Source organism: Gimesia chilikensis, from assembly GCF_007744075.1.
GTDB lineage: Bacteria > Planctomycetota > Planctomycetia > Planctomycetales > Planctomycetaceae > Gimesia > Gimesia chilikensis_A.
In genome coordinates, this window is sequence record NZ_CP036266.1 from 7002416 (window position 1) to 7017350 (window position 14935).

Here is a 14935-nt window from a genome sequence, read left to right on the forward strand (position 1 = left end):
TGCCAATTACCTTTCAAAATAAGCAGTATTAACCCACACTAAACCAACACCTGGAATATACATAAGTGCCTTTAGCACTTTGGTAGATCTCTCACTAAAACACCAACCACAAATCACTCGATCAGGTGAACTAACATATTTACTTAATTCTGATTGTGTTAATTTAGTGACATCAACGACTTTAATTTTAGATTTTGCCCCCCATCTTGCTATATCTTCCAGATAGAACTCAAGGTCGCTAAACCCACCACCCATTTGACCTAATTTTGTTCCGTGTGTACCCGTAAGTATTGTAATTTCCCCACCAGCATTTTTGAGATTGACAAGCTTTGCGAAGTCATTTTGATTTATGTAATCAACTGAAAGCCACACTCGCCCTCCATTCTTATTAGGTACAGAATAAAATAATGGGCTATTAGTACTTCGCCCAATCTGGTTTGAGGGCACATATTCAGAGGCAAGTGGAATTTTTTTTGCATCGCCAAAAACAGATCGGTCAATACATCCCCCCTGTTGTCTCAGCCTTTCAATTCCATTCCTCCGCATTGGGAAGAACAAACCAAGATAGTTTTCGCCTTTTGAAGGATTTCCCGCTATGTCAGTTCCAGTTAAGAGCGCGTTTACTTCTGGAACTAAAACACGAATTACTGGCGAGGTGTCTATAGGGTAGTTGTCTAGGGGGTCCTGATTTCCTGTAAAAGGGTCATAACCCATTACTTGACAGTCAGGGCCTTCGTTTACATAGTCCCGAAACTTTACCCGAAATGGTGCACGTACAACTTTGAGTATTCCAGATTCGATTTGATTCTGTAAGTCGCGTTGCTTGGATTCCCAAACTAATGTGGCCTCTAACGAGCAGTTTTTAGCATATGCCTCACGAAACTCATCATCATTTCTGTATCGTGGTGGTAATACGTCCGAGGGGGCAGAAAACTCATAGATATGTGTGTTGATAAAAGTCAAAAACCAATTATCTAGCATACCTGAGTTAACGTTATCAACAGGGGAACTCAATTCGCATTTCTTGTCGGAACAAGGTTGAATGCTCTCATCACAGGATTGGCGTAATTCGATGAAAAAAGACAAATCAGCTGAAGATAAGTGAAAATCTGACTCAGCTCCATAATGACATCGCGCCGTTTCCCTTTCTGATGCACCATAAGACCCTTGATATCCATCTCCAGACATTGCAATATTTCCTGTACCAAATGTTGCACCTTGGAGACCAGAAGGATCAATACCGTTGATCGGGTTATTACCTACATATGCGTAGAAGTTCCTGTTTCCGCTGTCTAAACCAAGCGGGTCTTCGCTGAGGAATCTTCCCTGGCCGGTTGAGTAGCGGCGGTTGCGGATTAAAGTCTGGCCGTCTTCGTCCTGGTAGTAGCCGATTTCCCCTTTCCAGGTGAAGGGGTTCACCGTCGTCCCGCTGCTGCTGGTCGTTTCGCCGAAGGCCGAGTATTTGTATTCGTCTGTTTCCGCTTCGGAAGCGTCGGTTAGTGCACTGGCGGAATAGTTTCCGTCATAGTGATAGAAGCTGGATTCCGCGTCGCGATACTGGCTGATCAGGTTGCCGTAGGCTTCGGGCTGGTAGTTGAACTGGGCTTCGGTAGTGACATCGTATTCCTGCAGGATGTTCTGGTTGTCCCAGATGTATTTGACCGTCTCTGCATCCGTCTGTTTCTGGACGACGTATTCATCCTGCTTGTTCGTTGGATCGTAGATGTACGTTACCAAGCTGTCGTCCGGCAGTTCGATCAGCGACAGGCGGTTTTCATAGTCCCAGCTGTTCGTTGTGATGTCATTTAACGGTGTTTCGACAGAACGCTGGTTGCCGTTATTGTCATAAATGTAAGTGGTGACACCGCTGGTCTCTTCACTGGTGGTCAGTTCGTTCGCGGCATCATAGACTGATGTGGTGACTCCCGTTGCAGTTTCTTTCTGCAGACGGTTGCCCACCGGGTCGTAAGCGAAGGTGGTAATAGTGGTATCGATATTTTCTGAGATCAACTGATCGATGCCATCGTACGTCCAGGTGGTGATTTCCCCCGTATCATCGGTACGGGTCAGCTTGTTGCCCACATTATCGTAACTGTAGTTGAAGGCCGTGATTGTCGTCCCTGAAGACGTCGTATCCAGTACAGACCGCATCCAGCCGTTGGCATCGTAGACCATGGTGGCAACAGTGCTGTTCGCCAGATGTTTTCCGGTTTCACGGCCGACCGTATCGTAATAGAATGTGGTCACGCCTGATTGTGGATCGACCAGTTTTGTCAGCCGTCCTGCAGAATCGTAAGTGTAGGTCGTTACGCCCCCGTCCGGGTCTGTCATGGTCTGACGCTGACTGACAGCATCCCACACAAATGTGATCGACAAATTGTCCGCATTGGTATAACGGACTGTCCGTTCCAATGCGTCAAAGCTGCGGGTATGATTCCCCTGCTGAGTCGCGATATCGAGAATACTTCCCAGCGCGTTGTAGCTCCAGGTGGTCCGTGTGTTATCCGGGTACTGACGGACCGTCATCCGACCGTCGGCATCGTAAGTGTATGTCGTGGGATAGGAACGGGCATCGATACGTAAAGTTTGCTGGTTGTTCGCATCATAGGCAAAACTGGTACGCCGATTGAGCGGATCGATTTCTACCAGCGTGTTACCCACGGCATCATAAATGTAACTGAGGCGATGCACGTTCGCATCCACCACTGCTGTCTGGCGGCCCAAGGCATCGTAAACACTGGTTGTACGGTCTCCCAGTGCATTGACGCTGGCAGTCTGTTCTCCAACCGCATTATAAACGGCCGTCGTCGTGCGATTATTGGCATCGATCACTGTAATCTGACGACCGACGGCATCGTAAGCGAAGCTGGTCCTTAACCCCAGAGGATCGATACTGGCAATCGTTTGATTGGCCGGGTCGTAGATCGTCGTAGTCACGTCCCCTTCTGCATTTTCGACGTTTTGAATACGCGAAGCGGCATCATAAACGGTTGTGGTACGATCCCCCAACGGATTGATGCTGGCAATCGTCTGGCCGGCGGCATCGTAGACGTTCGTGGAAATCTGATTGAGAGGATCAGCGGTTCGGATGACTCGCCCTGCCAGATCAAAAGTAGTCGTGGTTCGGCCGGCGATCGCATCGATGGAAATGACCGGTTGGGAAGCGGCATCATAAATGGTGGTTGTCATAAAGGACCGGGCATTCGTTATGCGGATATCCCGTCCCAGAGCATCGTAGGTTGTCGAGGTACGATATACCAGCGGGTCGATGGAAACCGTCTGCTGACCGAGTTCATCATATTGGAACGTGGTCCGCTCATTCAGGGCATCCACCGTGGCGGTAACCCAGCTGTTGGCATTATAAATGGTAGTGGTCCGTTCGCCCAACGGGTTGATTGAGGCGATCTGACGACCGGCGGCATCATAAACCGCAGTTGTCACACCATTCAGGGCATCAATCTGTCTCACCACCTGCCCATTGGCATCATAGACGGTCGTAGAAATCCTCTGCAGCGGATCTTCCATTTGAACCTGCTGCCCCACCGCATCGTACTGGTAAGTGGTCCGTTGATTCTCCGCATCAATCATGGACTGTTCGCGTCCTACTGCGTCATAAACAGTAGTGGTTCGATCTCCCAATGGATTGATTTCAGCAATGACCTGGCTTGCTTTATCATAGACACTGGAAATTCGGTGCCCCAGGGGATCGATACTGGCAATGACTCTGTCAGCATCGTCATAAACCGTAGTGGTCACATTGCCAAGTGGATTCACACTCTCTGTCTGTCGTCCTGCAGAATCGTAAACGGTCGTCGTCACCTCGGTTTCCGGATTGATGGTTTCAATCACCTGCCCTGCGGCATCGTAAACAGAAGTTGTGCGTCGTCCTAGCGGATCGATGGTGGCGATCAATCGGGACGCGGCATCATAGACGCTGGTCGTGCGGCCATTGAGAGCGTCGATGGTTGCAATTTCCCGACCGGCGGCGTCGTAGACGGTGGTGGTGAGATTGTTTTGGGCGTCTCTGACGGCGATGGGGCGGCTGGCGGCATCGTAGACGGTAGTCGTCCGGTAGCCGAGGGGATCGATGGTGGCGATCAGCCGGGAGGCGTCGTCGTAGATGTTCTGGATGCTGTCACCGAGCGGATCGGTAACGGTGGTAACGCGGCCCGCAGCATCGTAGACGCTGGTGGTCCGCTGATCGAGGGCGTCGATACTGGCGACGGCCTGATTGTTGGCGTCAAAGACAGTGGTGGTGCGCTGGTTCAACGCATCGATGGTGGCGATGGATCGGCCGTCAGCATCATAAACGGTGATCGTACTCTGATTGAGAGCGTTGATGGTTTCTACAGCGCGGCCCAGGTCGTCGTAAACGGTGGTCGTCACTTCGCCCAGCGGGTTGATTTCAGTGATCCGTCGACTGGCGGCATCGTAGGTGTAACTGGTGATGTTCCCCAGCGGGTCAGTGGTGGCGATGGCGAGGTCGCGGCTGTCGTAGGTGGTCGTGGTCCGATGGCCCAATGGATCGATGCTGGCGACGGCGCGGCCTGCCAGATCGTAGACGGTCGTCGTGCGGTCGCCCAGCGGATTGATTGTGGCCTCGGCCCGACCTTCCGAATCGTAAACGGTGGTCGTGCGGTTGCCCAACGGATCGATGGCCACCGTCTGCTGCCCCAGGGCGTTGTAGCGGTACCGGGTCGATTCGTTGGCGCCATTGGTGGTTTCAGTCACCTGCCCGTCGGCGTCATAGGTGGTCGTGGTCCGCTGTGCCAGGCCGTTGACGCTGGCAATCGTGCGGCCCGCGGCATCATAGACCGTAGTCGTGCGGTTAGTCAGCGGATCGATGCTGGCGATCATTCGGGAGGCGGCGTCGTACACACTGCTGGTGCGGTAGCCGAGCGGATTGATGCTGGCAACACCGCGGCCGTTGGCGTCATAAACGGTCGTAGTCCGATAACCGAGTGGGTTGATCGTGGCCTGGAGCAGCCCGTCCGCATTATAGACGCTTGTGGTGCGATGTCCCAGAGGATCGACGGTAGCAACTCGCTGGCGGAGGCTGTCGTAGAGATAGGTGGTGATGTTGCCCAGCGCGTCGGTCGTTCGCGTCAGCTGATTGAGCTCATTATAGGTGGAGGTGCTGGACTCGCCGTCCGGGTTTTCTGTGCCGGTTGGGTTACCGTTCGTGTCGTAGGTATAACTGGTCCGGTTGCCACCGGCATCAATGGTGACCAGTGTGCGGCCGCTGCCGTCATAGACGGTGGTGGTGCGATAGCCGAGGGGATTGATGTTGACGGTATTGAAGCCATCGTCGTTGAAGACACTTTCGTAAGTGGCACCGGAGGGGGTAATCTGCTGCACCGGTTGATCGAGGTCATCGTAAACGACGGTCGTGACATAGCCCAGGGCATTGATGGTCTTCACGCGATTGCCGACCAGGTCATAGACATAGGTGGTTTTGTTCCCCAGTGGCGTGCGAACGGACTCCAGACGCCCGACGATGTCGTAGCTGTTGACCGTGGTATTACTCAGCGGATCCGAGGTGGTCTGCAACTGCCCATTGGAGTTATAGGAATAATTGGTGGTCTGGTTGAGGCCGTTGGTCTCCGAGAGAACCCGGCCGGCCAGGTCGCGCGTGTAGGTGGTCCGCAGACCGAGGGGGGAAACGACCGACTTGAGCTGATCGTAGTTGTCGAAAGTGTAAGATGTGGTGCTGCCCGAGGGGAGTGTCGTCGCAATCCGGTTCCCGCTGGTGTCATACTTGCTGGTGGACGTCTGGCCCAGCTGGTTCGTGGCGGCCGTGGGCAGGCCGGTACTGTTATAGGTGATCGAAACCTGCGTGCCATCAGGAGACTGCACGCCGGTCCGCTGACCGTTGCTGTCCCAGAGCATGGTCGACCGGTCTCCGTTCGGCAGAACAACCGTTTTCACGCGATCGTTGGCGTCGAACGAGTATTGATAAGACTGACCGGCTCCGTTTGTGACCGAACTGATCTGTTTAACCCCCTGAGAGGTGGTTCGATAGCCATAGGAAACGGTACTGCCTGAACCGGGATTCTGCATACTGGTCAACATGCGATCGGACCAGGTGTAGGAAAAAGTTTTCCCGCCGCGGACGATGGAGGTGACGTCACCGTTGGCATCCCGGGTGATCGTGGTCACTCGATTTTCAGCGTCGGTGACAATCTGCTGCGAACCGGAATAGGTGTAAGTGGTGATGGCGCCCGCGGGATCGATCATCCGGGTGACACGGTTATCACCGTCGTAAGAATACTGATAATCGCGTCCCCCTGGTAACGAAAGACTGGAAATGTTCCGCACGTAGCCGGAGCCTGAGTCCGGTTCACTATAGCCGAAGGAAAGTGTCGGCTGGCCGGGGGCCGTATAGCTGGCCAGATTCTCGTCGCTGTAGCCGAAGCTGTAGGGGCGTCCCGAGGGATCAGTATAGCTTGAGATGGCAGGATTGCCCTGAATCGTGGTGTAGGAGAGGTCGACTGACTTTCCGGTAGAACTGATAAATTTCGAGGGGACCTGAATATGATTCACTGCGGTCTGAGTCACATTCCAGGGTTGTCCCCCTCGAATGATCTTCGTCAATGTGCCACTGCTGTCGTATTCCCAGTTCGTATTGGAGAGGGAGTCGACTTCTTTGAAACCACTGCCTGCAGTCGTCAGGTAAGTAGCACTGCCTGGAGGTGTTGTATAGCTGCCGCCGCCCGAGCTGATGTACTTCATGCCGACACCGCGATCAGCCATGACGGGGACGGTCCCCGTACCGCCTTTGCTGATGAAGAGTTTGCGGTTGACGGAAGTTGCCGTGCCAAAACCAGTGGAACCCGTAGTATGGATCCGGGTATTAACCGACATGTTCATTATCGAACCGATCGGGTTGGCGGGAGCTGACGACAGAGAGACATTCATCTGGCCCACGGAATTCAACTGCCCCGGTCCGGCCGACAGGATGCCATTCATCATGTTGTTGGCCCAGTTCCCTGAGTCCATTCCCGTAAACCCGCCACCAGCGTTTCCCAGCCCTCCGCCACCAGAGCCGGCGCCGTTCATGCCGCCGTTGAAACCGGGATTGGTCCCCCCGACAGCTTCCTCACCGCTGGTCAGTGCACCAGAACCACCATTCGTGGAAGCCCCCGGCAGAGGACAATTTCCCGTGGGACACTGGTCTGCGGGAACGTCGACGAAAAAGACCACACCGGACCAGAGTTCGGGACCGGAAAGGCTGCACCAGAGTGCCTGCACTATCGCATAAGGGGTATTTCCCACCTGGCTCACCGTACCAACACAGTGGTCTCCGCTAACGGCTCCTTCAGAATTGGGGGATGTCCAGACGATATGCTCGCAGATTTCAGTGGAAGGAATCTCGCACTCAACCAGCAGCTGCAGGTCGATTGAACCTCCGGCAGGAATATAAAAAATGGTCCGGTTGCATTCAGATTCCACCTGGAACTTGTATTCTACTTCCTCGTTTACAGGTAGAACTGTTACTGTAGCAGGGTCGGGTGGAGAACCGCAGGAGCTGCTGGAACTGGATTCGGAACTCTGGCTGCTGTCGCTCGACAGGTCACTACTGTCACTGGAAAGATCGCTACCACTGGATAAGTCAGTGGTCTCGGAGCTGCTGCTGGAACCCGAGCCACCCGGACCCGCGTTAAAGGCCATGACGGCCAGTTCGGCTGGAGTCGGATTTGGAGAAATAAGAAATCGGCCAGGTGTTGAACTACTGCCTGTCGTGTCTGGAGATGAGACCGGGTCATCCATGCGTGCGGTAACTGTAATCGACTTTGGCCAATATGGTTCTGGTGCTGTACCTGCGTCTGTGAAGGATTCGAGCTGCAATACGCAGGGAGCCCCCAGATCCGGTTGTGCAAAGCCAGACCAGACTGGCCCCGGCTTAACCCCCTGGAAACCAACTCTTACCCTGAGACCGCCATTATGCGGCGTGGCATCAAGAGTGAGCATGGATAGCCCTTGATGCGCTGGAAAACGATATCGCCAGCACACCAGCTCAGATTCGCGAGAGACACAGGAAAGAATATAATCGCCAGCAAATTCTTCAAGTTCCAGCGGGATTTCGTCTTCGATATCAAAGACAGATACAGTGAGTTGGCCGGGAACCAGACGAAACCAGTTCGGTGTAAGGCTCTCTGTGATGCGCGACGGCTGTGGTCTGACAGACGAGGGTTGCGTACTGATGACTTGATTTTCTGAATCGTAATTTTCCAGAATTCGGGCGTCTTTGGATTTTGAGCGAACCGTGCGTTTCACGAGTCGACCGGACTGGGAATCAAATTCCTCAATCGTTTCAGACGACTGTGTTTTGGATTCAATAATTCGGCGTTTTCTATTGTCATCCTGGGACCGATTGCTGAGAGAATGCTTGTTATCCATCAGAGTTCAGGCTTTCAATTGATACTGGAAAAAGAAGTCATCAAATAGGATCTGAAATGTAAACATGATTCTGAGATGAGATAGGCGCCTGCATGGTGCACACGCAGATACAATTCACTTATGCCCAGATACCAAGAAGGGAAGGCCCCCATGGTGCTTGCCCGGCGCGTGGCGGCGACTTCAAACAATGAGGGAGAAGAAGAAGTGTTGCCCGGCTCCATGAATGGTCTAGGGCTTTCCCAGCAAATTTGAGCCATTCCTGAAAGGCATTGACCCATAGTAGGAATTCTACGTGAAGCGGTTGTGATGCCCACGGCCCAATTCCATTTCACTGCTCCCACGAGACCTCCACCTACCTGTACAACACAGGAAAGAATAGTCTTCTCTTCGAGGATTCGAGTCTGACACCTTAGAACTTGCGTGGGAGATTTCAATCTAGACGGCAAGTAGACGAAATACCTGGATCAACATCTAACTGTGCGCGAATGCTCATACATCAGCAAGAGTCAAATTGAATGTATCACATTTATGATACATAACTTAAGACGAAATGGATCAGTATTTTTAATCTGAGAGGCCCCAGAAACATATAGATTAAAAAAGAAACTGACTAAGCTACCCATACAAGATATGCACTAACGAACCCTTAGTATTGAATCGGTTGATTGTTTGAATTAACGGAAATACAACGCATTCACATGTCGACCAATTCCAATGTATAGTACTGTAGTGCTGTGAAAATACAATACTGAACCTACGATTAATTCGGCATTTGATTAATCTGAGCCTGTTTCGAACTTGGTAACATTTTATGACTGAGTGCGAAAAGTACTTTGGCTGAACTCAAAGTATCACCTAAAGTATAAATTGAGACTTCGACTATATTATTGAAGGTTCAAACTGAATTCTTAAGGATACATTCTCAACATCATTTAAGTCGCCATCTACTCGAATCCTGATTACCTGTGCCGCACTATAAGCATCAGGATCCCGTTGAGCTTGTTCCTGGATTTTTGATTCAACATAATCAGAGATGAGCCTGCTGATGATTCGCCCCCCTTCACGTCCATTCGATGCCTCGTTCTGCTGATGCCCTTTCTGGCCAATGAATCTGGCGACCTCTGGTTCCCATTCGATCTGTTTCTGACGCTTGATTAGCCAGAGTTTACTCATCGACTGGAGCCTACATTCTGAGACACCGGTCATGGCATCTTCATCAAGCGGGTTGAAGATCATGATACGCTTGATGCGAGATAGAAATTGAGGTGGAAATACCGGTTGGCTGGAACGTTCGTGCCTTACTTTTGACAAAACCTGTTTAACACGTTCCGCGATCTCTTCTGTGGGAGTTCCACTTTTAGCCATCTGTGAGATTTGTCTATCGCCGGCATTCGTAGTCAAAATAAAGATGGCTCGATCCGCGTATGCTTTCTGTCCACGTTGGTCAACCAGCCACCCTTCATCAAAAAGGTTGAGGAAAGGCTTCCAGATGTTTGGGTGACACTTCTCCGCTTCATCAAGTAGAAATACTGAGTAAGGATCCGAGTTCAATTCATTGACCAATCGCCCTCCTTCTTCGTGTCCGACATAGCCTGGAGGTACTCCGATTATCCCGGAGACGCTATGCGGTTCTGTATAATTACCCATGGCATAAACCTGAAGCCGTCGGGAAGAAGAATATAACTCGGCAATCCGTTTAGCCAGTTCTGTTTTTCCTACCCCCGTCATTCCTGCAAACAGCAGTACGGATGCTGGTTTTCCTGGTTCATTCAATCCGGCTTTGATCAAGTTCAGCTCATTGGCGGCCATCTGCACTGATTCATCCTGGCCAACGACAGCGTCGAGCAATGGTTCTTCGAAACCATCTGAAGGAGAATCGCCAGAAACGGTCTCAGGGGGAATACCAGTTTTTTCAGAGATCGCTACGACCACATCCTCTTTTCGAACTTCTTCGTGAGAGAGATTCAACTGAGTGCGATCGAAGTCAGCGTTCGCGCATATCTGTTTCAATAAGTTGACTGATTTTGCCGGGTGACATTCATTGAGAATAAAAGTTGACGTCAAAGCAACAACCCGTTCAGCAACATCTTCATGAATGTTAAATCCATACAAGCTCTTCAGAATATCAACCTGTCGCTCAGCAACTATTTTCGCGAACTCTTCAGAAGGCTCTTCCAGATTAACTCGGGCAAAACTTTCCAGCATTTGCGCGTCACTACTAATCAGATCATTAAATTCCCAACTGGACATGACACCAATCACGCGCAGGTTGGGGCGGCTGATCATGGACCGCATCAAGGGTTTGTTTGAACCCCCGTGGGATCGTCGCAATAGAGCACTGATTCCGTCCAGGCAAAGTACAAGTCGATCCAGCTTTGAGACAATGGAAAATATTGTTTCCAAACACGCTCTGCTGTCTTCCGGACCGACATTATTACAATCCACCCAGAGAAATCGCATATCCTTCAAAAACGGTGATACTCCCTGAGAATTTTTCAACACCAGAGAGCGAATCAAGGAAGTCTTTCCAACCCCCTTATCGCCCGTAATGAGAACATGTTTCCCTGGGACATATAAGGTTCTCAGAATTTTTTCAATTGCATCTGAAGTACGCTGATCGTCAATTAGACCATGGCTCAGCAAATCGGAACCATTTTCAGCCCACTCAGATAAGTCTACCACCGGCAAAAGTGACGCCAGATGCTGTATCATTTCGTGGCTTTGATCTAATGCATACTCTTGTGTGGGTGAATGTTCCATCGCTGAATATACCTTTATGAGTGATTTATTATCGAAATAAGTACTGTTTAATTCTTAGACCTTTGTTTATGCCATCGGCTTACGAGTGGCAATGACAATCCCCCCTTTTTCCTGTTCAGCCTGCTCGTCACTGACCAGAGCCACTCCATCCCAGTTGGAAACATGAATAATTTCACCGTGGGGAGCAAATATTTTGATGTAGTCTGCGAGACGATTGTTATGAATATCATTGGCAGGCCTGCTGCCTGAAAAGTCAGTCCAGATCTGCAATACAAACAGTCCTCCCGGTTTAATAAATCGAAAAAATCCCTCAATTTTTTCCGATACGTTCACACCGGTCGAAGGGCAGACCTGGTCCAATTCCCGATGAAACCAAGACATTCCTCTGCAAAAGATCATATCGAAGTATTGTTTGTCAAAATATTTTGACAGCTCAGATGCGCCAGCGCAGATAAAAATTGCATCTGATCTTCGATCTATGGCTCCTTTAATACCTTCACGTGAAGGTTCAATTCCAAACACTTGGAGTCCCTCACTGGCTAATAAAGAAGCATGTAGTCCTTTACCACATCCCAGATCAAGTAAAATATCTCCAGTTCTCAGATTGAATCGTTCGATCAAATTATTTTTAAGCCATTTATGATGTCGAACTGGATCATAGTTAAAATCTCCACGTGAATATTTTCTGTCGTAATAGCTGGTATTGTACTGTTCCATTTTTGCGACTCTCTGGGGTTGTCTGTTCGGAAGAATTTCATCCTCTTTCCGATCGAAAAAATAATTAGCCACATCACGATGTAATCCGGGCTTATTACTGGCCCATTCCCAGATTCCCTCCTCATTGACTCTAATGTCATCAATATCAAAGTTGTGGCGATGCAATATATCCAAGCGCTCGGTGTATTGCCGATTGGATTTGCATCCATGGAAAAGATGCTTGATCGTTCCTGATAAACAGGCAATATCACCATTGACGCGTGGTAACTGCCGCTGTTTCCACTCAGCAAATCCAGCAGCAGGGCGTCTCAGAGCCAGATACTTCTTCTCGACCCATTCTGTTCGGTCAATCCAACTGGCTATCAGATGTGAATCTCCACCACCGACAATATCCTGGTCATAAATACCATCTGAAATAACTTCACGGCGTGCAGCCCATGCGAGTCCTGGAGTTCCATATCGATCTGTAATATTATTATGATAGTTATAAGACCAACTGTTCAATTTGCGATCTACATGACCATATGGATCCAAATACTCGATGTGACTATAAAGCTGTACTATGGGGTGCTCACTCAATAACTGCCTGGTTTCCTCATACCAGTACGGATTCTGGAAAATTGCATCGGCATCGATCCAAGCAACAGCGTCAACTTCCGGAGGTTGAGCTGAAATCCCAATATTAATCAGACGTTCTTTTTGCCACATATTAGACTTGGTAATGTCACCCTTGATTTTTATTGACTCTTCGAACTGGAATTCTCCGGTAAATGAAAGTTCAACCAGCGTCACGGGATAACCGATTTCATCCAAGTATCGTTTACAGTTTTCGACGGGCATCTTAAATCCACAAGGATTGAAATGGCAGGATACAATCGCCAGATTTTGAATGGGAGTATATTTTGGAGGCAACACTTTTACGTTGGACCAGCCCGGACAACTCTGACGCTCGTTGACAAGGCGTTTCCAGTTTTTACTATACCGCCGACACAGATGGTCTCGTCGTTGGTTACACTGGAGACACAGCTGTTCTTTCTGCACTTTAGTTAAAAACATTCGCTACCTAAAACCGCTATCTTTCAGGAACTATATCAGAAGGGTAAGCTGAATAGAGAGAGCACATATAATATGAGTCTTTAAGCGAACTTCTCACTCTGAGAAGCCTCAAGTAACCGATAAGGCACTTGAATCAAACACTGTTTCATTGAACCTCAGCATTACATTAAATCAAGTTGAACCATTTTCCCTTTTCCAAGTCCAGTAGAATCATGTCACACAATTCACTGTAACTCTCTTCCGTCGGAAAGCGATGGCCACCTTTGATCCCCTTCTTTTCCAACTCTCGTTTGATCTCTTCATAATCACTTACAGACATTCCCCAGTCGATATTCCAGTACAGCATTCGATCGGTAGGCAGGTTCTGCTTCAACCACCACTTCATGCATCCCGGTTGATAGAAGATGAATTTGAGTTTAGGAAATCGTTTGAGCAGGGTAATGAGAACCTGATCACGCTGTTCTTCCCACTTTTCAGCAGTACGAGGATTCCAGTTTTCATCAAACAAAAAGTACCAGAATGTACTCATCTTCCAATAGTCTGATGCCTTGAGGTTAGCGACATCGAGACTATTGATTCCAGTGGCCCCGACACAATACATGGCCTCACATTTTTCTTCATAGAGTGCCAGCAATTCGGGAAGATTATTCGCTTCGGTTTTGATGGAAGAAACTCTGCCATGAAAATCAGTGAATAAGAATCGTTTTGAAATATCGTTACGAAAAAACAGCACCTTATTCGAATCAAAGTCCGGATGTACATCTCTAATATAGTTTCTTTGCGGGTTCGCAAAACGCTCTTCCAGTAAACGATGAACGTAGCAAACTCCGGTCAACAGTATCTTGTTATTTGCTTCCGACATCTGGATCTCCTGATCAATTAAAAGGCAACTCGCAGCAATCAGAACAATTGTATAGAAGAGTACGGAGGATTCCAGACGTAAAATATTAATATTTTACAATCGTATAGTTAGAATGAGGGTCTAATGACCACCAATGTTGAGTTGCGATGGGATGGAGTAGAATGGAGAGACAAGTGTGATCAACACTCATCATGAAATAACTGTACCGAGCCGTCAAACTCAAATTCAGGAAAGAATGTTGAAAATTGTTTTGATCGTTTTCATCATTGATCAAAATTCTTTTCATGTTGTGCTTAGGGAAAGATGTTTTGATGAAAAACATGAGACAGGGATCAAATCGAAATCTCAAGACCTCACAAAGACCTGCTGATGCGTTTTACAAATCTCCTTTGAATAGTGAGACCAGCCTTTCACGGGTACCGTCTTTTACAATGGTGATTCTTTCAGGTTCCCTACCTGTCAGTTGCAAAAATTTCTGTATGTTAACCGGGTCTTGCTTATGACCTTCGCAGGCCCCTTCTGGCCACAGATAAGGAACAGAAAGAATTGCCACTCTTGAACTACGGAAAATTTTTTCGACAAAACGTTTTAAATAGTCAGCCTCGAAGTGTTCCAGAACTTGTAAACAGGTAATGACATCTGCTTTCAAATCTGTTTCCATCCAATCAGCTTGAATGCACGTAACACCTCCCAACTGCGGAAATGGTAGGTAATTGATGGCCGTTCGACTTTCGAACTCTCCAAATGTGGCAACAGGTGTGTCCGCTGAGCCTACATCAATCAGAGATTTATATTCTGTCAGCTCCTGAAGCCACCGATTAACCTGCTTATAATAGTTCAGGTCTTTTCTCTGCTCCCAATATTCGTTCATCAATAATCCAGTTGAGTTTAGTAACCTGCAAAATTAATTATGAGTAATTTTGATGTTCTACAGCTAACAGGAGAGGTCATCAATTTTCGGCATTCAGATCTCTCGTCACATAATTAATCCGTGAACTCCAGGCCAGATGTGCAATGGGTAAATAAGAGCAACTTTTTTTTGTGATCCCACAAATAAATGACCATTTTACTGAAAGTATAATTTGTGTATTTACTCTTTTAGAAAGTATGGGAGTGTCCGACCATAAATTCATTCAGCAC

5 protein-coding genes are annotated in these 14935 nt (G+C 48.8%); all 5 read right to left on the bottom strand.

Going from position 1 to position 14935, the window contains the following annotated elements; all coding sequences use genetic code 11:
* Nucleotides 1-6: 6 nt before the first annotated feature.
* Nucleotides 7-8400, bottom strand: coding sequence for an RHS repeat-associated core domain-containing protein (locus HG66A1_RS26485; RefSeq protein WP_145191351.1), 8394 nt, complete (start codon nucleotides 8398-8400; stop codon nucleotides 7-9).
* A gap of 879 nt (nucleotides 8401-9279) precedes the next feature.
* Complete coding sequence (locus tag HG66A1_RS26490) at nucleotides 9280-11160, bottom strand: AAA family ATPase (RefSeq protein ID WP_145191354.1); 1881 nt, start codon at nucleotides 11158-11160, stop codon at nucleotides 9280-9282.
* A 66-nt stretch (nucleotides 11161-11226) separates the two neighbouring features.
* A complete protein-coding gene (locus HG66A1_RS26495) occupies nucleotides 11227-12717 on the bottom strand; it encodes a class I SAM-dependent methyltransferase (RefSeq protein WP_197996825.1) in 1491 nt (496 codons plus the stop codon).
* A 382-nt stretch (nucleotides 12718-13099) separates the two neighbouring features.
* On the bottom strand, nucleotides 13100-13795 hold the full coding sequence (locus HG66A1_RS26500; RefSeq protein WP_145191360.1) for a hypothetical protein: 696 nt from the start codon (nucleotides 13793-13795) through the stop codon (nucleotides 13100-13102).
* Between the two features lie 376 nt (nucleotides 13796-14171).
* Nucleotides 14172-14666: a class I SAM-dependent methyltransferase gene (locus HG66A1_RS26505; RefSeq protein WP_145191363.1), complete on the bottom strand. Its 495-nt coding sequence runs from the start codon at nucleotides 14664-14666 to the stop codon at nucleotides 14172-14174.
* Between the last annotated feature and the right edge of the window lie 269 nt (nucleotides 14667-14935).